This window comes from Cupriavidus basilensis (assembly GCF_008801925.2).
Classification (GTDB): Bacteria; Pseudomonadota; Gammaproteobacteria; order Burkholderiales; family Burkholderiaceae; genus Cupriavidus; species Cupriavidus basilensis.
The window spans coordinates 1,294,989-1,314,330 of sequence record NZ_CP062803.1; the positions used below are offsets into that span (position 1 = coordinate 1,294,989).

The 19,342-nt window shown below is 64.9% G+C and carries 19 protein-coding genes; 16 read left to right on the top strand and 3 right to left on the bottom strand.

Annotation, left to right across the window (positions count from 1 at the left end):
* Positions 1-2 precede the first annotated feature (2 nt).
* From F7R26_RS05835 to F7R26_RS05850, 4 genes are read left to right on the top strand one after another with little or no spacing between them, the layout of a single operon-like run.
* Complete coding sequence (locus tag F7R26_RS05835; protein ID WP_150983754.1) at positions 3-1,469, top strand: NADH-quinone oxidoreductase subunit M; 1,467 nt, start codon at positions 3-5, stop codon at positions 1,467-1,469.
* Between the two features lie 18 nt (positions 1,470-1,487).
* Positions 1,488-2,963 carry an NADH-quinone oxidoreductase subunit NuoN gene (gene nuoN / locus F7R26_RS05840; protein WP_150983756.1) on the top strand — a complete coding sequence of 492 codons (1,476 nt, stop codon included), beginning with the start codon at positions 1,488-1,490 and terminating at the stop codon, positions 2,961-2,963.
* A 22-nt stretch (positions 2,964-2,985) separates the two neighbouring features.
* The gene (locus F7R26_RS05845) at positions 2,986-3,294 is read left to right on the top strand and encodes a DUF2818 family protein (RefSeq protein ID WP_043344755.1); all 309 of its coding nucleotides are present in this window, start codon (positions 2,986-2,988) and stop codon (positions 3,292-3,294) included.
* A 52-nt stretch (positions 3,295-3,346) separates the two neighbouring features.
* Positions 3,347-3,970: an NUDIX domain-containing protein gene (locus F7R26_RS05850; RefSeq protein ID WP_150983757.1), complete on the top strand. Its 624-nt coding sequence runs from the start codon at positions 3,347-3,349 to the stop codon at positions 3,968-3,970.
* A gap of 786 nt (positions 3,971-4,756) precedes the next feature.
* Here the strand turns inward: F7R26_RS05850 and F7R26_RS05855 are convergent.
* The gene (locus tag F7R26_RS05855; protein WP_150983758.1) at positions 4,757-4,942 is read right to left on the bottom strand and encodes a hypothetical protein; all 186 of its coding nucleotides are present in this window, start codon (positions 4,940-4,942) and stop codon (positions 4,757-4,759) included.
* Between the two features lie 192 nt (positions 4,943-5,134).
* Here F7R26_RS05855 and F7R26_RS05860 point away from each other — a divergent pair, with 192 nt between their 5' ends.
* The 5 genes from F7R26_RS05860 (at position 5,135) to F7R26_RS05880 (ending at position 9,208) form a co-directional block, all read left to right on the top strand.
* A complete protein-coding gene (locus tag F7R26_RS05860; protein ID WP_150983760.1) occupies positions 5,135-5,584 on the top strand; it encodes a DUF1178 family protein in 450 nt (149 codons plus the stop codon).
* 95 nt (positions 5,585-5,679) lie between these two features.
* Complete coding sequence (locus F7R26_RS05865; RefSeq protein WP_150983762.1) at positions 5,680-6,882, top strand: acyl-CoA dehydrogenase family protein; 1,203 nt, start codon at positions 5,680-5,682, stop codon at positions 6,880-6,882.
* A 13-nt stretch (positions 6,883-6,895) separates the two neighbouring features.
* Positions 6,896-8,014, top strand: coding sequence for an acyl-CoA dehydrogenase family protein (locus tag F7R26_RS05870; RefSeq protein WP_150983763.1), 1,119 nt, complete (start codon positions 6,896-6,898; stop codon positions 8,012-8,014).
* Positions 8,015-8,195: 181 nt separating this feature from the next.
* Complete coding sequence (locus F7R26_RS05875; protein ID WP_150983765.1) at positions 8,196-8,645, top strand: MaoC family dehydratase; 450 nt, start codon at positions 8,196-8,198, stop codon at positions 8,643-8,645.
* A gap of 83 nt (positions 8,646-8,728) precedes the next feature.
* Complete coding sequence (locus tag F7R26_RS05880) at positions 8,729-9,208, top strand: MaoC family dehydratase (RefSeq protein ID WP_150983766.1); 480 nt, start codon at positions 8,729-8,731, stop codon at positions 9,206-9,208.
* 59 nt (positions 9,209-9,267) lie between these two features.
* On the opposite strand, the gene F7R26_RS05885 is transcribed toward F7R26_RS05880, so the two are convergent.
* Both F7R26_RS05885 and F7R26_RS05890 read right to left on the bottom strand, forming a co-directional pair.
* Positions 9,268-10,569: an MFS transporter gene (locus F7R26_RS05885; protein WP_150983767.1), complete on the bottom strand. Its 1,302-nt coding sequence runs from the start codon at positions 10,567-10,569 to the stop codon at positions 9,268-9,270.
* A 9-nt stretch (positions 10,570-10,578) separates the two neighbouring features.
* Entirely contained in the window at positions 10,579-11,415 is an 837-nt protein-coding gene (locus F7R26_RS05890) for an alpha/beta fold hydrolase (RefSeq protein WP_241754436.1), read from the bottom strand.
* A 578-nt stretch (positions 11,416-11,993) separates the two neighbouring features.
* Here F7R26_RS05890 and urtA point away from each other — a divergent pair.
* The 7 genes from urtA to F7R26_RS05925 all read left to right on the top strand — a co-directional run bounded on the left by urtA (position 11,994) and on the right by F7R26_RS05925 (position 19,327).
* A complete protein-coding gene (gene urtA / locus F7R26_RS05895) occupies positions 11,994-13,259 on the top strand; it encodes an urea ABC transporter substrate-binding protein (RefSeq protein WP_150983768.1) in 1,266 nt (421 codons plus the stop codon).
* Between the two features lie 183 nt (positions 13,260-13,442).
* Positions 13,443-15,080 (top strand): urea ABC transporter permease subunit UrtB, encoded by a 1,638-nt coding sequence (gene urtB, locus F7R26_RS05900; RefSeq protein ID WP_150983769.1) that lies wholly within the window; start codon positions 13,443-13,445, stop codon positions 15,078-15,080.
* Positions 15,080-16,285 carry an urea ABC transporter permease subunit UrtC gene (gene urtC, locus F7R26_RS05905; RefSeq protein WP_150983770.1) on the top strand — a complete coding sequence of 402 codons (1,206 nt, stop codon included), beginning with the start codon at positions 15,080-15,082 and terminating at the stop codon, positions 16,283-16,285. Before urtB ends, urtC begins: the two co-directional genes overlap by 1 nt.
* Positions 16,282-17,130 carry an urea ABC transporter ATP-binding protein UrtD gene (gene urtD / locus F7R26_RS05910; RefSeq protein ID WP_150983771.1) on the top strand — a complete coding sequence of 283 codons (849 nt, stop codon included), beginning with the start codon at positions 16,282-16,284 and terminating at the stop codon, positions 17,128-17,130. The genes urtC and urtD overlap by 4 nt, the downstream gene beginning before the upstream one ends.
* A gap of 32 nt (positions 17,131-17,162) precedes the next feature.
* Positions 17,163-17,855, top strand: coding sequence for an urea ABC transporter ATP-binding subunit UrtE (urtE, locus tag F7R26_RS05915; RefSeq protein ID WP_150983772.1), 693 nt, complete (start codon positions 17,163-17,165; stop codon positions 17,853-17,855).
* Between the two features lie 229 nt (positions 17,856-18,084).
* Positions 18,085-18,957, top strand: coding sequence for an urease accessory protein UreD (locus tag F7R26_RS05920; RefSeq protein ID WP_150983773.1), 873 nt, complete (start codon positions 18,085-18,087; stop codon positions 18,955-18,957).
* Between the two features lie 67 nt (positions 18,958-19,024).
* On the top strand, positions 19,025-19,327 hold the full coding sequence (locus tag F7R26_RS05925) for an urease subunit gamma (protein ID WP_043351444.1): 303 nt from the start codon (positions 19,025-19,027) through the stop codon (positions 19,325-19,327).
* Positions 19,328-19,342 lie beyond the last annotated feature (15 nt).

The following is a 19,342-nucleotide window of genomic DNA, read 5'->3' on the forward strand; positions in this document are numbered from 1 at the left end:
AAATGGTTCTGTCTTTCGCTATCTGGCTGCCGATCTTTTTTGGCCTGCTGATACTAGCCTCGGGTTCCGACCGCAGTCGCGGCTATGTGCGCTGGATGTCGCTGTTCGGCTCCATCGCCAGCTTCATCGTCACGCTGCCTCTGGTGTTTCACTTCGACCGCTCCACGGCGGCCATGCAGTTCGTCGAGAAGTCGAGCTGGATCGAGCGCTTCAACATCAACTACCACCTGGGTGTCGACGGCATCTCGATGTGGTTCGTGGTGCTGACTGCCTTCATCACGGTGATCGTGGTGATCGCCGCCTGGGAGGTGATCACCGAACGCGTGGCCGAGTACATGGCCTCGTTCCTGATCTTGTCGGGCGTGATGGTCGGCGTGTTCTGCGCGCTCGACGGCATGCTGTTCTACGTGTTCTTCGAAGCCACGCTGATCCCGATGTACATCATCATCGGTGTCTGGGGCGGCCCGAACCGCGTCTACGCGGCCTTCAAGTTCTTCCTGTACACGCTGCTCGGCTCGCTGCTGACGCTGGTTGCGCTGCTGTACCTGTACAGCAAGACCGGCACTTTCGAGATCCTCGAATGGCACCAGGCCAAGCTGTCGATGAACGAGCAGATCGCGCTGTTCATTGCCTTCTTCATGGCCTTCGCCGTGAAGGTGCCGATGTGGCCCGTCCACACCTGGCTGCCTGATGCCCACGTGGAAGCGCCGACCGGCGGCTCGGTGGTGCTGGCTGCCATCATGCTGAAGCTGGGCGCCTACGGTTTCCTGCGCTTCTCGCTGCCGATCGCACCCGACGCCAGCCATAGCCTGTCAGGCTTCATCATCGCGATCTCGCTGATCGCCGTCATCTACATCGGTCTGGTCGCGCTGGTGCAGGCCGACATGAAGAAACTGGTGGCGTACTCGTCGATCGCCCACATGGGCTTCGTCACGCTGGGCTTCTTCATCTTCAACGAGATCGGCATCGAGGGCGGCATCATCCAGATGATCTCCCACGGCTTTATCTCGGGCGCCATGTTCCTTTGCATCGGCGTGCTGTATGACCGGGTGCACTCGCGCCAGATCGCCGATTACGGCGGTGTGGTGAACACCATGCCGAAGTTCGCGGCGCTGTCGGTGTTCTTCGCCATGGCCAACTGCGGCCTGCCGGCTACTTCGGGTTTCGTCGGTGAGTTCATGGTCATCCTGGGCGCGGTCAAGTTCAATTTCTGGATCGGCCTGCTGGCAGCTACGGCACTGATCCTGGGCGCCGCCTATTCGCTGTGGATGGTCAAGCGCGTGATCTTTGGCGACGTGGTGCACAAGCACGTGGCCGAGCTGGTCGACCTGAACAAGCGCGAGTTCTTCATGCTCGGCCTGCTGGCGATCATGACCCTGTATATGGGCCTGTATCCGAAACCCTTCACCGATGTGATGCACGCTTCCGTGGTGAACCTGCTGTCGCACGTGGCGCAGTCGAAGCTGTAATCGGGGAGAGAAACAAACATGCAACCGTCCTCGACATTGGCACCTGTGGCGCCAATCATTTTCCTGGCGATCGCGATCGCCGCGGTCAACTGGATCGACCTTGCCCGTGGCAAGAACCGCACCAGCGTGGCCTATCCGCTGTCGCTGCTGATCACGCTGGTGCTGACCGTGTGGTTCGGCATCAACGGCGTGGCCGGCGAGACCCATTACGCCTTCGCCAACCTGGTGGTGGTGGACCCGATGGCCAACCTGCTGTCGGCTTTCGCTTCGGCGGCGCTGTTCGTCACGCTGGTCTACACCCGTAGCTACCTGGCCGACCGCGACATGTTCAGCGGCGAGTTCTACATGCTCGCGCTGTTCACGCTCGGCGGGCAGATCGTGATGATCACCGGCAACAACTTCCTGACCCTGTACCTGGGCCTGGAACTGCTGTCGCTGGCATCCTACGCGCTGGTGGCCCTGCGCCGCGACAACCGCGTGACCTCCGAATCCGCCATCAAGTACTTCGTGCTGGGCGCACTGGCCTCGGGCTTCCTGCTGTATGGCATGTCCATGCTGTACGGTGCCACCGGCTCGCTGAGCCTCGCGGAAGTGTTCCGCGTGGTGGAATCGGGTCGCGTCAACACCACCATGCTGGCCTTCGGCGTGGTCTTCATCGTGGCCGGCATTGCGTTCAAGATGGGCGCCGCTCCGTTCCACATGTGGATCCCGGACATCTACCAGGGCTCGCCGACCGCGGTGACGCTGCTGATCGCTGGCGCGCCCAAGCTGGCCGCGTTTGCCATGGCGCTGCGCCTGCTGGTGGAAGGCCTGCTGCCGCTGGCGGTGGACTGGCAAGTCATGCTGGTGGTGCTGGCCGTGGCGTCCCTCGCCATCGGCAACCTGACCGCCATCGTGCAGACCAACCTGAAGCGGATGCTGGCTTACTCCACCATCTCGCACATGGGCTTCCTGCTGCTGGGCCTGCTGTCCGGCGTGGCCGACGGCAAGGCCGACGGCGCCGCCAGCGCCTACGGTTCGTCGATGTTCTATGCCGTGACCTACGTGCTGACCACGCTGGGCACCTTCGGCATCGTGCTGCTGCGCGCCGGCAAGGATTTCGAAGCCGAGACCCTGGACGACCTCAAGGGCCTGTCGCGCAAGAACCCCTGGTACGCGCTGCTGATGCTGGTGATGATGTTCTCGCTGGCCGGCATTCCGCCGACCATGGGCTTCTACGCCAAGCTGGCGGTGCTCGAAGCGGTGGTCAAGAGCGGCATGACCTGGCTGGCCGTGGTGGCCGTGCTGTTCTCGCTGATCGGCGCGTTCTACTACCTGCGCATCGTCAAGCTGATGTACTTCGATGCGCCGGCCGACGAGCGCAAGCTGGAGTCCAGCTTTGGCCTGCGTTCGATGCTGACGCTGAACGGCGCGGTCATCATTGCCCTGGGGCTGTTCCCCGCGGCGCTGATGAACCTGTGCTACCAGGCGATCCGCGCCACGCTGGCGTCCTGAAGCACCACGGCGGCGTAGCGATATGAGTTCATCTGCGGCGGGCTGGTTTGTCATCTTGTTGGCATTGGTCTGTGCCAACCTGCCGTTCATCAACCAGCGGCTGTTCGCGCTGATTCCGCTGCGCTTGGCCAGGAAGCCGCTGTGGATGAGGCTGGCTGAGTTGATCACCTGGTATGTGGCGGCAGGCCTGGCCGGCTTCGCCGTGGAGGCGGGGCTTGGCAACGCCTTCCCGCAGGGCTGGCAGTTCTACGCCATTACCGCCTGCATGATGCTGGTGTTCGCCTTCCCGGGCTTCACCTGGCAGTACCTCGTCAAACATCGCGCGGCTTGACAGCCGGGTAGCGAAGGCGCCCGGGCCGGCCGCGTCCGGACCCGGAGCTTTCATGAGCGACAAGATTGACACGCTGGACGCTAGCGAGATCGCCGCTGGCGGCGATCAAGGCCTGAAGGAAGTGTGCGTGGCGTCCGCCACGCTGCACACAGGCAAATTCCTCACTCTCAAGCAAGATATCGTCAAGCTGCCCGACGGCAAGCATGCCGGGCGGGAATACGTGCTGCATCCCGGCGCGGTGATGATGATCCCGCTGTTCGACGATGGCACCGTGCTGCTGGAGCGGCAGTACCGCTATCCGGTTGGCGAAGTGATGCTGGAGTTTCCTGCCGGCAAGCTGGATCCCCAGGAAGGCGCGCAGCGCTGCGGCGAGCGCGAGCTGCGGGAGGAAACCGGCTACAGCGCGCGGCGTTGGGATTACCTCACGCGCATCCATCCCGTCATTTCGTATTCCACCGAGTTTATCGATATTTTCCTGGCGCGGGACCTGACCGCCGGGCCGGCGCAACTCGACGAAGGCGAATTCCTCGAGACGTTTATCGTGCCGGCGGGGCAGGTGATCGATTGGGTGCGTTCGGGGCGGATTACCGATGTGAAGACGATTATTGGGGCGTTTTGGCTGGAGAAGGTGGTGTCGGGGGTATGGGGGGCGGGGGAGCAGGTGTTGCCGGGATAAAGGGGGGCGGGAAGGGTAGAACCGTTGGCTCTTGTTGTCTTGGTCGCTGTTGTTTTGTGCGGTGTTGGCCTTTGGACCCAAGGGCCATACGACATCCCCCTGCGGGGGCTGCCGGTCACTTTTCTTTGACCGGCAAAGAAAACTAACGAAAAGAAAGCCGCCCTGCCGGGAGCAGAGCAATAAGGCTGTTCGGCCACTGTGGTTTCGTCGTACGGCCCGGAGTGTTGGCTGGCAGATCCTACCGGCCCAAAGGGCATCGCTACAGCATGACCCAATGGTCACGTGGTGGTGCCCCTGATCGCTTTGCTCGGTGAGCGTTCGGGCATCTGCCGTTCGCGGTGCGCAGCACCACGATCCTGCCTGCCCTGGTGGTTTCGTGGTTTTGTCTCTGACGGTGGGCGCCCGGCCATTTGATGCCCTGCCGTACCGGCGCGAGTGGCACCTTGCTTCATCCCCCTCTGGTTTCGTGGTGGGCACCGTGGCCCGTGCGCGAGGGCCGTGCTCACACCCACGACGCTCGCCCTCCGAGACAAAACCACGAAACCAGCCACACTCGAAACGGCGCAGCACTTCGCCCCGCGAACGGCAGATGTGGGAACAGTCACCGCAAGCGAGGTCAGGGGCTGCACGACGTAACCCATGGGTCATGCAAAAATGATGTCCTTGGGGCTGGCAGGATACGCCAGCCAACACTCCGGGCCGTACGACGCAACCACAGTGGCAAAAACAGCCTTATTGCTCTGCCCCCGGCAGGGCGGCTTTCTTTTCGTTAGTTTTCTTTGCCGGTCAAAGAAAAGTGACCGGCAGCCCCCGCAGGGGGATGTCGTATGGCTTTTGGGTGCAAAAACCAACACCGATGAAATAAACAGCGACCAACCCCGCAAGGGCAATGTCGTACGGCACTTGGGTGCAAAAACCAACACCGCTCAAAGAAACAGCAACCAACCAAGCAAGGGCAATGTCGTACGCCACATAGGATCCAAAAACCATCTCCGCCCCAACAGCGTAAAATCCCACTTAGCCGTGTGATCGCAGCCATACCTCATCACCCTTTGTACAAGGCTCCCCGCCAAGGGCACACATCATGGCTGCAAAAAAATTAGCACGACCGTTCACAAAATTCCGTTTCGCGGATACTATAGCTTTCGACGGGCTGGAAACATCATGAAGGTGCTCGACCTGCGCTGCGCGCAAGACCATCGTTTCGAGGGCTGGTTTGCTTCGGAGGACGACGCGCAATCGCAGATTTCGCGAAATCTCGTCCAATGTCCGGTCTGCGAAGACCATGCCATCACCCGGCTGCCCAGCGCGCCGCGCCTGAATCTCTCGGGAGCGGCCGCCGCGCCGGCGGGTAAGCCGGCCGGGGCGAAGGCCCCTGCGGCGCCGGCGACACTGCAGTCGCTTTACCTGAAGGCGGTAAAGCAGGTGCTGGCGCGGACCGAGGATGTGGGCGAACGCTTTGCCGAAGAGGCCAGGCGCATGCATTACGACGAAGCGCCGGAACGCGGGATCCGCGGCACGGCGTCGCCGGACGAAGTGCAGGCCCTGGCCGAAGAAGGCATCGATACTTTCCAGCTCGTGGTGCCGGATGCGCTCAAGCAGACGGCTCACTGAATAGCGTCCTGTGCCCAAGGCAGTGTTCTTGCCGGCGCATGACGCGCTAGCTAGAACAAACTGCCGGTCTCACACCGGCATCACTGGAGACGGGCATGGATCTCAACTATTCGGCGTCCGACGATGCTTTCCGCGCCGAAGTGCGCGGCTGGCTGGAGGCCAACCTGCCGGCGGAAATCAGCAGCAAGATTCTGAACCACCGCCGCCCCAACCGCGACGACCTGGTGCGCTGGCACAAGCTGCTGGCGGGCCGCGGCTGGTCCGCGCCGCACTGGCCGGTGCAGTATGGCGGCACGGGCTGGAACGCCACGCAGCGCCACATCTGGGACGAGGAAAATGCCCGCGTCGGCGCGCCCGGCGTGCTGCCCTTCGGCGTGGCCATGGTCGCGCCCGTGATCATGAAGTACGGCAGCGAGGCGCAGAAGTCGTATTACCTCCCGCGCATCCTGGATTGCACCGACTGGTGGTGCCAGGGTTACTCCGAGCCGGGCTCGGGTTCCGACCTGGCGTCGCTGAAGACCCGCGCCGAGCTGACCTCGGACGGCAAGCACTACATCGTCAACGGCCAGAAGACCTGGACCACGCTCGGCCAGCACGCCGACATGATCTTCTGCCTGGTCCGCACCGATCCCGAAGCCAAGAAGCAAGAGGGCATCTCCTTCCTGCTGATCGACATGAAGACCCCGGGCATCACCGTGCGCCCGATCATCATGCTCGACGAAGAGCATGAAGTGAACGAAGTGTTCTTCGACAACGTCCAGGTGCCGGTGGAAAACCGCGTGGGCGAGGAAAACCGCGGCTGGACCTACGCCAAGTACCTGCTCGGCCATGAGCGCACCGGCATCGCCCGCGTGGGCAACTCCAAGCGCGAGCTGGGCTTCCTCAAGCGCGTGGCCAAGCAACAGCAGAAGAACGGCCGTCCGCTGCTGGAAGACCCGCTGTTCGGCGCCAAGGTTGCCGCGCTGGAAATCGAGCTGATGGCGCTGGAGCTGACCGTGTTGCGCGTGGTGTCCAGCGAGAGCGCTGGCAAGGGCCCCGGCCCCGAGGCATCGATGCTCAAGATCAAGGGCACCGAGATCCAGCAGATGCTGACCGAGCTGATGGTGGAGGCCGTCGGCCCCTACGCCCAGCCGTTCGACACCGCCTACCTGGAATGCGAGCACGAACACGCGGTGACCGGCTACGACGATGCCGCGCCGCTGGCCGCTTACTACTTCAACTATCGCAAGACCTCCATCTACGGCGGGTCCAACGAAATTCAGAAGAACATCATCAGCCAGATGATCCTGGGGCTGTGAGGAGACACGCGATATGAACTTCAATCTCAGCGACGAACAGAAGCAACTGGCTGACGCCGTCCACCGCTTCATCGACAAAGACTACGATTTCGAGACCCGCAAGAAGGGCATCAAGGCCGAAGCTGGCCATAGCGATGCTGCCTGGGGCGCGCTGGTCGAGCTTGGCCTGACCGCGCTGCCGGTGCCGGAAGCGCAGGGCGGCTTCTCGGGCACGCCCATCGACATGATGGTGGTGATGCAGGAGCTGGGCCGCGGCCTGGTGGTCGAGCCGTACTTCGCCACCGTGGTTGCCGCCTACGCGCTCAAGCTGGCCGGCGGCCAGGATGCGCTGCTGGAGCAGGTTGCCGGCGGCGAGCTGAAGCTGGCCACCGCCTTCAACGAGCCGCATGCCCGCTATGCGCTCAACGACGTGCGCGTGACGGCCAAGGGCGGCAAGCTCAATGGCCGCAAGGTCGTGACCATTCACGGCGCGCAAGCCGGCAAGCTGGTCGTCTCGGCCCGCACCAGCGGCGCCGATGCCGACACCAATGGCATTTCGCTGTTCCTGGTGGACCCGAAGGCGGCCGGTGTCAGCATCACCGACTACCGCACCATCGACAACCTGCGCGCGGCCGATATCACCTTCAAGGACGCACAGGGCGAACTGCTGGGCACCGAAGGCGCGGCGTTTGCGTTGATCGAGCAGGTGGCCGACTACGCCGCCGTGCTGCTGTGCGCAGAGGCCGTTGGCGTGATGGACACGCTTAACGCCGCCACGCTGGAATACGCCAAGACCCGCCAGCAGTTCGGCGTGCCGATCGCGCGCTTCCAGGCGCTGCAGCACCGCATGGTGGAGATGTTCATCCACGCCGAGCAATCGCGTTCCATCACGCTGCTGGCTGCCGCCAAGTTCGACGAGGCCAGCCCGGAAGAACGCCGTCGCTTTGCCTCGGCGGCCAAGGCGCGCGTGGGCCAGGCGGCTCGCTCGGTCGGCCAGGAGGCCGTGCAGATCCACGGCGGCATGGGCGTCACCGACGAACTGCCGGCGGCGCACATGTTCAAGCGCCTGACGCTGATCAACACCACCTTCGGGGATGTCGATCACCACCTGTCGCGCTTTGCGACACAGCCGGGCTTCCTGGAAACGGTCTGATCCAGGTTGAATCAAAAAACCGCGCCGGTTGTCCCAGGCGCGGTTTTTTGTTATGAATTGATCTCGTATTTTCTGCCGCGATTCTCGCGCCTCGTATCTCGTATCTCGTATCTCGTATCTCGTATCTCGTATCTCGTATCTCGTATCTCGTATCTCGCATTCATCGTTGACGGAGCGATTCATGTCCACCCTGTATTTCGAAGATTTCGCCGTCGGCAGCAAGCGCGACCTCGGGTCCCACCTGGTGACGGAAGAGGAGATCCTGGCCTTCGCCCGCCAGTATGATCCCCAGCCTTTCCACATCGACAAGGAAGCCGCGCAGAAAAGCATCTACAAGAACCTGATCTCCAGCGGCTGGATGACCTGCTCGATCATGATGCGGCTGCTGGTGGACAACATGACCTCCAAGGCCGCCAGCATGGGCTCGCCCGGCGTGGATGAAATCCGCTGGCTCAAGCCGGTCTATGCGGGCGATACGCTAAGCGTGTCGCTGGTGGTGCTGGATGCGCGCGCTTCCTCGTCCAAGCCGGACCGCGGCGTGGTGCATACCCAGTGGGAAGCCACCAACCAGCGCGGCGAACTGGTCTGCACCGTCAAGGGCATGGGCATGTACGGACGGCGGCCCGCCTGACGTTGCTCGAGCCTCATCCCGGCCATCCCGGCCACTTAAGACAACAAGTACAACACGTACAACACGTACAACAAGGAGACACCATGCGTACCATCGCTTCGCTCGAAGAACTGGAAAGCCTGCAAGGCCAGGAAGTGGCCGTCAGCGACTGGATCGAGATCACCCAGCAGCAGGTCAACCAGTTCGCCGAAGCCACTGGTGATCACCAATGGATTCACGTCGACGTGGAGCGCGCCCGCCGCGAATCGCCCTTCGGCGGGCCGGTGGCGCATGGCTTCCTGACGTTGTCGCTGCTGCCGGCGTTCATGCACAACGCGCTCGATATGCCGGGCGTGAAGATGGGCGTCAACTATGGTCTGAACCGCGTGCGCTTTACCGCGCCGGTGCCGGTCGGCAGCCGCCTGCGCGCGCGCGTGAAGCTGCTCTCGGTGGAGCGCCTGGAGCCGCTGCCGAACGCGCCCGCGCTGGTCGGCGCCCAGTCCAACTGGGAAGTCACGGTAGAGCGCGAGGGCAGCGAGCGCCCGGTGTGCGTGGCGGAATCCATCAGCCGCCGTTACTCGTAAGCCTGGCAGGCCGCCACCGCCGTCTCGGCCTGGTGGCGGCTGTCCTGCCAGGGTGCAGCTCAGGCCGGCGAACGCGCGGCCGCCATGTCTCGCGGCGAGGCTGACAGCGCCTTTGCAGAACGCTCGGGATTGATCCAGCACAAGCCAATCACGCCACTTGCCAGCAGCAGCAGGGCGTTGATCGTGAAGCCCATGTCAAAGCCGCCATTCATGCCATGGCGCTGCACCAGTTGCCCCACCACCGCTGGCGCCAGGATGCCGGCCAGCGTGGTCAGCGCCGTGTGGATCGACAACACGCTGCCGCGCTGGCCCTCCGGCACGATCTGCGCGAGCATGGCCGGCGTCAGGGCGAACGCCACGGGCGGCAGGCATGCCGCCACGGCAATCAGCAAGGTCTTGGGCACCGGCGCCAGCGTGATCGACGCGATCGCCAGGTACACGCCGCCGCCTGCCAGCGCGGCCACCGAGATGAGCACGCCACGCGCAAGCCGCGACGATGCGCCGGCACGCAGCATGCGCTGCGACAACCAGCTAAGGATCAGCGTGACGGGCATGGCCGAGGCCACGATGGCCGCATACCAGCGCCCGGTGGTGACCGGGTCGAAGCCCAGGCCCTTTTCCAGGTAGGCGGGCAGCCAGGTCAGCCCCAGCGCCAGCGCCCAGTATGCACAGAAGCCAATGGCCAGGCAGGCCAGCACGGTCGGGTCGCGGAAGATGCGCAGATAGGGCAGGCGCACGGGCGTGGCCGCGGTGCCGGCGTGTGATGCGCTTGCCTGTGTGATCGGGCCCTCGCGTCCCACGCAGAGCCACATTGCGCTCCACGCCATGCCGATGCCGGCCAGGATCATGAAATTGGCGCGCCAGCCCCATCGCAGCGTCACCAGCGGGATCAGCAGTCCCGCCAGCAGCAGGCCGACGGTGGCCCCCTGGTTGATCATCGCCACCGGCAGGTTGCGCTTGTGGTCCGGAAACCATTTGAACAGCGCGTGCACGGAGATCGGGAAGGCCGGCCCTTCGGCCGCGCCAAGCAGCATGCGGCACACCAGGATGGTCATGGCCGATCCCGCCAGCGCCAGCGGGACCTGCAGCACCGCCCACGACAAGCCCATCGCCAGCAGCAGCCAGCGCGCGGCCACGCGATTGGACAGAAAGCCGACCAGCACGGTGGATAGCGAGAACAGCCAGAAGAAGCTGCTGGCGATCAGGCCGAACTCGGCCGGCGGCAGCTTCAGGTCTGCCATCAGCGGCACGGCGACCATGCCCAGCACGATCTTGTCGAGAAAGTTGATCAGCGAAAGCCAGGTCAGCATCGAGGCCATGGCCCAGGCGCTGCGTGGTTGGTAGGACGCAAGTGTATTCATCGGTCAGCCTCAGGATCGGTTCAACGTGTTGGCTTGGCGCTCGTTTTCCCTGGTGGTCGCGCAATCCAGGTGCTGCTCGATCAGTGCGAGCAGGCGCTCGGGTTGTTCCAGCATCACCAGGTGCCCGCTGTCGATCTCCGCGTAGCTGGCGCCGCCGATCGCCGCGGCGAGCGCCTGGCAATGCGCCGGCGGCACCATCTGGTCGTGGCGCATGCCGATCACGAGCGTGGCGGCGCGGATGCGGGGCAACAGCGGCGTGATGTCGATGATGGCGTCGAGCCCGGCCTGGCGGTCGCTGCCGGGCGCCAGGCTTGCGCCGAAGCGCCGCAGCATGCCCTCCACGGTGGCGTCGTCCATGCACGCGATGAACCGCTCCGATACGCCATTGAGCAGGACCATGCGCGCCAGTTGATGGCGGTCCGACCGCGCCAGCGACTGCCACAGCGTAAACAGCAGGCGCATGCGGCTATCGGTCCGCGCCCAGGCGCCAAACAAGACCAGGCGCCGCACGCGCTCAGGCATCAGCGCGGCCGCGGCGGCGGCCACCACGCCGCCTAGCGAGTAACCGACCAGGTCCACGGGCAGGTCGCCCGCCAGCGCCATGCAGTCGCGCACCTGTCCGACCAGCGCATCGAGCGTCAGCGGCGCGCCGTCGTCACGGGTTTCACCAGAGCCCGCAAGGTCCAGCGCCAGGCAGCGCCTGCGCTGCGCGAGCCCGGGCAGCAGCGCGGCCCAGTTGGTTTCCGCGCTGGAACTGGTGCCGTGCACGAGAAGAGTCGGCCGTCCGGTGCCGGCCTCGATCAGGCTGGTTCGGATAGGCGCCGACGCGATTTCCAGGCGTTGCATGTGGAACTCCCTTGGGTGCGCTTGGCGGGCAGCGTGGAGACTGGCTTACTGGGCGGTGATGCCGCCATCGACCTGGACTGCGAGCCGGTGATGTAGCGGCCTTCGTCGCTGGCCAGCAGCAGGAACACGCCGACGATTGCCTCTGGCGTGGCCAGGCGGCCGCGCCTGGCACGCGAGTATGAAAATGAGGGAGACGATCTGGTCCGCGCCGGGCGTCGTTGACGCTTTCAATGGGTTGTCTCCGTCGTGCTTTTTATGGGTAGTCGCGGCGCATGCGGCAACGCCGTGGCGCGCAATCGAGAGGCCACCTTAGAGCCGATTGCGGATTCGGGCAAGGCACGGCGCAACATGCGTGCCGCCATGTGCCCCAATCTGAATCAGCCGGCAGCGGCGCACAGGCTTGGTGCGTGACGCTTGCGCACTATCGTGGTGCGATGGGTGGCCTGGCGGCCTCCGGAGGCTCGCCGGGCCGTGTGCACAGCCTTGTATACAAGCTTGTATGCCATGGCATGCTAGTTGCAGAAGAAGTACCCGGGGTGCGTTGTTCCTTTATCCAACACGACAATCTGGGAGCTGCAATGAAAAGACGTGACATGCTGAAGCTGTCGGCGGTAGCCGCCGCGGCCTTGTTTGCAACGGCAGGCGTGAGCCCGCTGGCATTGGCGCAGTCCAAGGAACCGATCAAGGTCGGTATCCTGCATTCGCTGTCCGGCACCATGGCCATTTCCGAGACTTCGCTCAAGGACGTGGCGCTGATGACCATCGACGAGATCAACAAGAGCGGCGGCGTGCTTGGCCGCAAGCTTGAGCCGGTCGTGGTCGATCCCGCTTCCAACTGGCCGTTGTTCGCCGAGAAGGCGCGCCAGCTCATCACCAAGGATAAGGTCGCCGTCACGTTCGGCTGCTGGACCTCGGTGTCGCGCAAGTCGGTGCTGCCCGTTTATGAAGAGCTGAACTCGCTGCTGTTCTATCCGGTGCAGTACGAAGGCGAGGAGATGTCCAAGAACGTCTTCTACACCGGCGCGGCGCCCAACCAGCAGGCCATTCCCGCGGTGGAATACCTGATGAGCAAGGAGGGCGGCGGCGCCAAGCGCTTCTTCCTGCTGGGCACCGACTACGTCTACCCGCGCACCACCAACAAGATCCTGCGCGCCTTCCTGAAGAGCAAGGGCGTGGCGGACAAGGATATCGAAGAGGTCTACACGCCGTTCGGACACAGCGACTACCAGACCATCGTCGCCAACATCAAGAAGTTCTCGCAAGGCGGCAAGACCGCCGTGATCTCCACCATCAACGGCGACTCCAACGTGCCCTTCTACAAGGAACTGGGCAATGCCGGCCTGAAGGCCAAGGACGTGCCGGTGGTGGCGTTCTCGGTGGGCGAGGAAGAACTGCGCGGCATCGACACCAAGCCGCTGGTGGGCCACCTGGCCGCATGGAACTACTTCATGTCGGTCAAGAACCCGGAAAACGAAGCCTTCAAGAAGCAATGGGCAGCGTGGGTCAAGGCGAACAACCTGCCGGGCGGCGACAAGCGCGTGACCAACGACCCGATGGAAGCCACCTACGTGGGCATCCATATGTGGGCGCAAGCCGTCAAGAAGGCCGGCACGACCGATCCCGACAAGGTGCGTGCCGCGATGTATGGCCAGACCTTCAAGGCGCCGGACGGCTTCACCCTGACCATGGGCGAGAACCATCACCTGTACAAGCCGGTGATGATCGGCGAGATCAAGGGCGATGGCCAGTTCACGGTGGTGTGGAAGACGCCCAAGGCCGTGCGTGCGCAGCCGTGGAGCCCGTTCATCGCCGGTAACGAAGGCAAGCCGGACAAGGTGATGTAAGCAGGGCTCCCGCCTGGCGCTCTCCTGCCCTCCCGCTTGCCTCGCGGCGGGTGAGGGAGGGGAGGGCGCCAGGCAGTGTCTTAGCCTCCTCGCATGCTGTCCGCCGCTTCGGTGCGGTGGCGGCAAATCGTCATGCCGATCAAGGTGACGCGCGCGCTTCGCCGCGCGCGACTCGCAAACCTTATGCACCGACCCTTAGCGCTCTCTCTCGCTTCACGGTTGCGCGCCATGCTGGCCGCGCTGCTCCTGCTGGCCGCGTGCCCGCTGTGGGCCGCGCCGCTCACGCAGGCCGATCTGAAGCCGCTGGCCGAAGACGACTTCGACGCCAAGACCGCCGCGATCACCGCACTGACCAAGGCGCCGGTGGCGCAGGCCGGCCCTATCCTCAAGGCCTTGCAGGACGATACGCTGCAATACGCGCCCGGCGTCGGCATGGTGCGCCAGGACGGCGACAAGCTGGTGGACGCGATCAGCGGCGCGCCGGTCACGGTCAAGCCCGACGCGCTCGAAGCGCTCACCCTGAACAACAGCCTGCGCGCGATGGTGGATAGTGCCGCCAGCAGCACGCTGCTGCAATCGCCCGATGCGGCGGTGCGCACGCAGGCCGTCAATACGCTGCTGGACCAGCCGGGCAGCGCATCGCGCCCGGTAGTGGAGGCCGCGCGCAAGGCCGAGGCCGATGCCGGCCTGCGCACCAAGCTCGATGTGATCTGGGCCAATATCGTGCTGGCCGAGGGCAGCCGCGACGATCGCCTCGAAGCCATCCGCATCCTCGGCCGCGACAGCAATCCGCAGAGCCGCCAGAAGTTGCAGCCGCTGCTGGAAAAGGACGCAGCCGGCAATTTTCGCGAGCCCGACGCCGAGCTGCGCGGCGCCGCACAGCAGGCGCTCGACGCCCTGCGCGGCGACCAGCGCCGCGCCGAGCTGATCGGCAACCTCTTTGCCGGCCTGAGCCTGGGCAGCGTGCTGCTGCTCGCCGCGCTGGGGCTGGCCATCACCTATGGCCTGATCGGCGTCATCAATATGGCGCACGGCGAATTCCTGATGATCGGTGCGTACGCCACGTACATGGTGCAGGGCGTGTTCCGCGCGCACTTCGCCAGCGCGTTCGACTGGTACCTGCTGTTCGCGCTGCCCGCATCGTTCCTCGCCTCCGCCGTGGTTGGCTTCGTGCTGGAGCGGCTGGTGCTGCGCCATCTCTACGGCCGTCCGCTGGAAACGCTGCTGGCCACCTTCGGCGTGAGCCTGCTGCTGATGCAGGCGGTGCGCACGCTGTTTGGCGCGCAGAACGTGGAAGTGGCCAATCCATCCTGGATGAGCGGCGGCATCGAATGGCTGCCCGGCATGGTGCTGCCGTACAACCGCATGGTCATCATCCTGTTTGCGCTGGCGGTGGTGGCGGTGGCCTGGGCGGTGCTCAACCGCACCCGCCTGGGCCTGTTCGTGCGCGCTACCACGCAGAACCGCACCATGGCGGCTTGCGTGGGCGTGCGCACCTGGAAGGTGGATAGCTACGCCTTTGCCTTTGGCGCGGGCATTGCCGGGCTGGGCGGCTGCGCGCTGTCGCAGATCGGCAATGTCGGCCCTGACCTCGGCCAAGCCTACATCATCGACTCCTTCATGGTGGTGGTGCTGGGCGGCGTGGGGCAGCTCGCGGGCACCATCATCGGTGCTTTCGGGCTGGGCCTGATCAACAAGTTCATCGAGCCGTTCTATGGCGCGGTGCTGGCCAAGATCTTTGTCCTGGTGCTGATCGTGCTCTTCATCCAGAAGCGCCCGCAGGGACTGTTCGCGCTCAAAGGGCGCAGCGCGGAGGCATGATGAAGACTTCACTCCCGAATCCATCCACGGCGGGTTTCCGGCTGGCCGTGCCGGAACGCCAGCCGCTGTTTTCCGCACGCAGCTGGACGGCGTTGCTGGTAATCGCATTGGTGGTGGGCATCGGCGTGCCGGTGTGCGCGCTGCTGGTGCCCGAAGGCCATCCCATGCATCTGTCGGCCTATGCGCTGACGCTGATCGGCAAGATCATGTGCTTCGCGCTGGCCGCGATCGCGCTGGACCTGGTGTGGGGCTACTGCGGCATTCTCAGCCTCGGCCACGGCTTGTTCTTCGCGCTTGGCGGCTATGCCATGGGCATGTACCTGATGCGCAGCATCGGCCGCGAAGGCGTCTACAAGAGCGACCTGCCAGACTTCATGGTGTTCCTCGACTGGAAGGAGATGCCGTGGTTCTGGCACGGCACCGAGCATCTCGGTTACGCGATGCTGCTGGTGGTGCTGGTGCCGGGCGTGCTGGCGTGGCTGTTCGGCTTCTTCGCTTTCCGCTCGCGCATCAAGGGCGTGTACCTGTCCATCATCACGCAGGCCATGACGTACGCCGCCATGCTGCTGTTCTTCCGTAACGAGACGGGCTTTGGCGGCAACAACGGCTTTACCGATTTCAAGCGCATCGCCGGCTTTGCCGTGGCCGCGCCGCAGACCCGCACGGCGCTGTTCGTGCTGACGTTCCTTGCCCTGCTGGCGGGCTTCATCGCCTGCCGCTACATCGTGACGTCCAAGCTTGGCCGGGTCGTGACCGCGATTCGCGATGCCGAGATGCGCGTGATGTTCTCGGGCTATAACCCGCTTGGCTACAAGCTGTTCGTGTGGACCTTCTCGGCCGTGCTGTGCGGCATCGCCGGCGCGCTCTATGTGCCGCAGGTGGGCATCATCAACCCGGGCGAGATGTCCCCGGCCAACTCCATCGAGATGGCGGTATGGGTGGCCGTGGGTGGGCGCGGCACGCTGATCGGCCCGATCATCGGCGCCTTTATCGTCAACGGCGCCAAGACCATGTTCACGGCTTACTTCGCGGAGTACTGGCTGTTCCTGCTGGGCGCGATGTTCGTGCTGGTGACGCTATACATGCCGGACGGCGTGATCGGCCTGCTCAAGCGCGCGCGCGCCATGCGCGCAAGCCCGCAGGCCGCGGCGGGCAACGGCGCGAATGCGCCGGCTGCCGCCACCCGCAGCGGAGGGGAAGCATGAACGCAGCACTGGGAGCACAACAGGCCGAAAGCGGCGGCACCACGGGCCTTGGCCGCATCATGGAGCCGGGCGTCATCGACGTCTCGCACGGCCCCATCCTTTACCTGGAAGACGTGACCGTGCAGTTCGACGGCTTTCGCGCGCTGAACAAGCTCACGCTGTCGATCGACCACGGCGAGCTGCGCTGCGTGATCGGGCCCAATGGCGCGGGCAAGACCACCATGATGGACGTGATCACCGGCAAGACCGGGCCGCGCAACGCCAACGTGAGCGGTCGCGTGTTCCTCGGCCAGAGCATCGACCTGATGCGCATGACCGAGCCCAAGATCGCGCAGACCGGCATTGGCCGCAAGTTCCAGAAGCCCACCGTGTTCGAGCAGCACGAAGTGTGGGAGAACCTGGAGCTGGCGACGAAGGGCGACAAGCGCTGGTTCACTTCATTGCGCGCGCGCCTGGGTGCCGAGGGGCATCGCCGCATCGAGGAAACGCTGGCGCTGACGGGGCTGGAGGACGAGGCCTATCGTCCGGCCGGCTTGCTGTCGCACGGGCAGAAGCAGCGGCTGGAAATCGGCATGCTGCTGATGCAGCAGCCGCAGTTGCTGCTGCTGGACGAGCCGGTGGCCGGCATGACCGATGAAGAAACCATGCAGCTGGCCAAGCTGCTCAACAGCCTGCGCGGCACCTGCTCGATGATGGTGGTGGAGCACGACATGGAGTTCGTCGCCGCACTGGCCGGCGATGAGGGCAAGGTGACGGTGCTGGCCGAGGGCAGCGTGCTGGCCGAAGGCACGCTCGACGCCGTCAAGCGCGAGGAGCGCGTGATCGAATCCTATCTCGGCCGCTAGGCGCAGTGCCGGATCGAAAAAGGAACGAGACTATGTTGCAGGTCAATGCACTCAACCAGTTCTACGGCGGCAGCCACATCCTGCGCAACGTCACCTTCGAGGTGCCGCAAGGCAAGCTGACGACCCTGCTCGGCCGCAACGGCGTGGGCAAGAGCACCCTGCTCAAATGCCTGATGGGCGTGGTGCCGACCAAGAGCGGCAGCATCAGCTGGGGCGGGCAGGCGCTGGAGAAAAAGCCGCCGTACGAGCGCGTGGCGGCGGGGCTGGCCTACGTGCCGCAGGGCCGCGAGATCTTCCCGCGCCTGACGGTGGAAGAGAACCTGCTGATCGGCGCGGCCAGCCTGAAGAGCCCGTCGGGCGTGCCGGACCGCATCTACCAGTTGTTCCCGGTGTTGCGCAGCATGCGCCAGCGCCGTGGCGGCGATCTCTCCGGAGGCCAGCAGCAGCAACTGGCGATCGGCCGCGCGCTGATGAGCGAGCCGGAGCTGCTGATCCTGGACGAGCCGACCGAAGGCATCCAGCCCTCGATCATCCAGGACATCGGGCGCGCGCTGCGCCTGCTGGTGGATGAGTTCGGCATGACGGTGCTGCTGGTGGAGCAATACTACGAATTCGCCCGGCACCTGGCGGATCACTACGTGGTGATGAGCCGCGGCGAAGTGGTGGCAAGGGGCGAGGGCGCGAAGATGGAAGAGGAGGGCGTGCGGGAGCTCATCGCGGTGTGATGCGACACGCGGTGCCGCATGATCGTAGTGCTGGTGTGTTCCCCCTCTCCCGCGGCGCGGGAGAGGACGGACGCTGGCCGGCGGCCGATCGAGCGCCGTCCCGAATGTGGCGTCGAGCGTGGCATCGAACGCCGCCTCGAATACCACTTCCAGTGCCCCCGGCCGCGCGCTATGATGCCCGCATCCAGCGCGCGATGCGTTGCCGGCTGCCTCCGCCATTCCAACATTCATGCGTCATCCAGACTTTCCTTCGACCCTCGCCGTGCCACCCGCATGGGAGGCCAGCCTGCGACTGCGTTTTGCCGCGCGCGCCGAGCGCAGCGCGCTGGTCGAGCGCCGCCACCATGGGCCGTTGCTGGTGCAAAAGCCACTCTATCCGGAGGGGCCTATCTGCCATGTGGTGATCCTGCATCCGCCCGCGGGCGTGGCCGGCGGCGACAGCCTGGACATCGGCGTGACGGTGGGCGCTGGCGCGCATGCGGTGCTGGCGACGCCCGGCGCCACCAAGTGGTACAAGTCGCTCGGCCGGGAGGCCGCGCAGCGCGTCACGCTGACGCTGGAAGCCGGCGCGCGGGTGGACTGGCTGCCGCAGGAGAACATCGTTTTCGACGACGCGCGCGCGCGCCTTGCCACTACCGTGACAGTGGCGCCCGGTGCCAGCGCGATCGGCTGGGATGCAATCGTGCTGGGCCGGCAGGCCAGCGGCGAGACCTGGCGCCGCGGCTGGCTGGGCATGGAGACCCGGGTGCAGGGCGGCGGCAAGCGCGCGCTGTGGATCGAGAGCGCGCAGCTTGACGCGGCGTCTGCGCTGCGCCAGGCGGTGGCCGGGCTGGACGGGCTCAATGTCATGGGCACGCTGTGGGCGGTAGGTGACGGTGCCACGCAGGAACTCGCCGAGACGCTGGCCGAGCAGCTGCCGTATCGGGCGGACCTGCGCGCTGGCGTGACGCGGCTCGCGCAGGACGGCCAGTCGATGTTGCTGCTGCGCGTGCTGGGCGCGCAGATGGAAGCGGTCAGGCACTTGATGGTGACGGCATGGAGCGCGCTGCGCGAACCGATCCACGGTGTGCCGGCCAGGCCTCTGAGGCTGTGGGCGACGTAGGTGCCGACGCAGGCATGGTTCATCGCGCACCGCACGGACAACACAAAAAAACAACGGGAAACCCAAGATGGAACTCACTCCGCGAGAGAAGGACAAGCTGTTGATCTTCACCGCAGCGCTGCTGGCCGAGCGCCGCCGCGCGCGCGGGCTCAAGCTCAACTATCCGGAGGCGGTGGCCTTGATCACCGCCGCCATCATGGAAGGCGCGCGCGACGGCCGCTCCGTGGCGGAGCTGATGCATGAGGGCACGACCGTGCTCTCGCGCGAGGACGTGATGGACGGCGTGGCCGAGATGATCCCGGATATTCAGGTGGAAGCGACTTTCCCCGACGGCACCAAGCTGGTCACCGTGCACCATCCCATCGTTTGAACAAGAGTTTGAACA

What these genes read in the sequence shown, in the direction of transcription:
- F7R26_RS05860 (WP_150983760.1), top strand. Translation starts at nt 5,135, where the DNA reads ATGAAGGTGCTCGACCTGCGCTGCGCGCAAGACCATCGTTTCGAGGGC.
- F7R26_RS05880 (WP_150983766.1), top strand. Translation starts at nt 8,729, where the DNA reads ATGCGTACCATCGCTTCGCTCGAAGAACTGGAAAGCCTGCAAGGCCAG.
- urtE (WP_150983772.1), top strand. Translation starts at nt 17,163, where the DNA reads ATGTTGCAGGTCAATGCACTCAACCAGTTCTACGGCGGCAGCCACATC.
- F7R26_RS05835 (WP_150983754.1), top strand. Translation starts at nt 3, where the DNA reads ATGGTTCTGTCTTTCGCTATCTGGCTGCCGATCTTTTTTGGCCTGCTG.
- urtA (WP_150983768.1), top strand. Translation starts at nt 11,994, where the DNA reads ATGAAAAGACGTGACATGCTGAAGCTGTCGGCGGTAGCCGCCGCGGCC.
- F7R26_RS05875 (WP_150983765.1), top strand. Translation starts at nt 8,196, where the DNA reads ATGTCCACCCTGTATTTCGAAGATTTCGCCGTCGGCAGCAAGCGCGAC.
- F7R26_RS05870 (WP_150983763.1), top strand. Translation starts at nt 6,896, where the DNA reads ATGAACTTCAATCTCAGCGACGAACAGAAGCAACTGGCTGACGCCGTC.
- F7R26_RS05865 (WP_150983762.1), top strand. Translation starts at nt 5,680, where the DNA reads ATGGATCTCAACTATTCGGCGTCCGACGATGCTTTCCGCGCCGAAGTG.
- urtB (WP_150983769.1), top strand. Translation starts at nt 13,443, where the DNA reads ATGCACCGACCCTTAGCGCTCTCTCTCGCTTCACGGTTGCGCGCCATG.
- F7R26_RS05920 (WP_150983773.1), top strand. Translation starts at nt 18,085, where the DNA reads ATGCGTCATCCAGACTTTCCTTCGACCCTCGCCGTGCCACCCGCATGG.
- urtD (WP_150983771.1), top strand. Translation starts at nt 16,282, where the DNA reads ATGAACGCAGCACTGGGAGCACAACAGGCCGAAAGCGGCGGCACCACG.
- F7R26_RS05925 (WP_043351444.1), top strand. Translation starts at nt 19,025, where the DNA reads ATGGAACTCACTCCGCGAGAGAAGGACAAGCTGTTGATCTTCACCGCA.
- nuoN (WP_150983756.1), top strand. Translation starts at nt 1,488, where the DNA reads ATGCAACCGTCCTCGACATTGGCACCTGTGGCGCCAATCATTTTCCTG.
- F7R26_RS05850 (WP_150983757.1), top strand. Translation starts at nt 3,347, where the DNA reads ATGAGCGACAAGATTGACACGCTGGACGCTAGCGAGATCGCCGCTGGC.
- urtC (WP_150983770.1), top strand. Translation starts at nt 15,080, where the DNA reads ATGAAGACTTCACTCCCGAATCCATCCACGGCGGGTTTCCGGCTGGCC.
- F7R26_RS05845 (WP_043344755.1), top strand. Translation starts at nt 2,986, where the DNA reads ATGAGTTCATCTGCGGCGGGCTGGTTTGTCATCTTGTTGGCATTGGTC.
- F7R26_RS05885 (WP_150983767.1), bottom strand. Translation starts at nt 10,569, where the DNA reads ATGAATACACTTGCGTCCTACCAACCACGCAGCGCCTGGGCCATGGCC.
- F7R26_RS05890 (WP_241754436.1), bottom strand. Translation starts at nt 11,415, where the DNA reads ATGCAACGCCTGGAAATCGCGTCGGCGCCTATCCGAACCAGCCTGATC.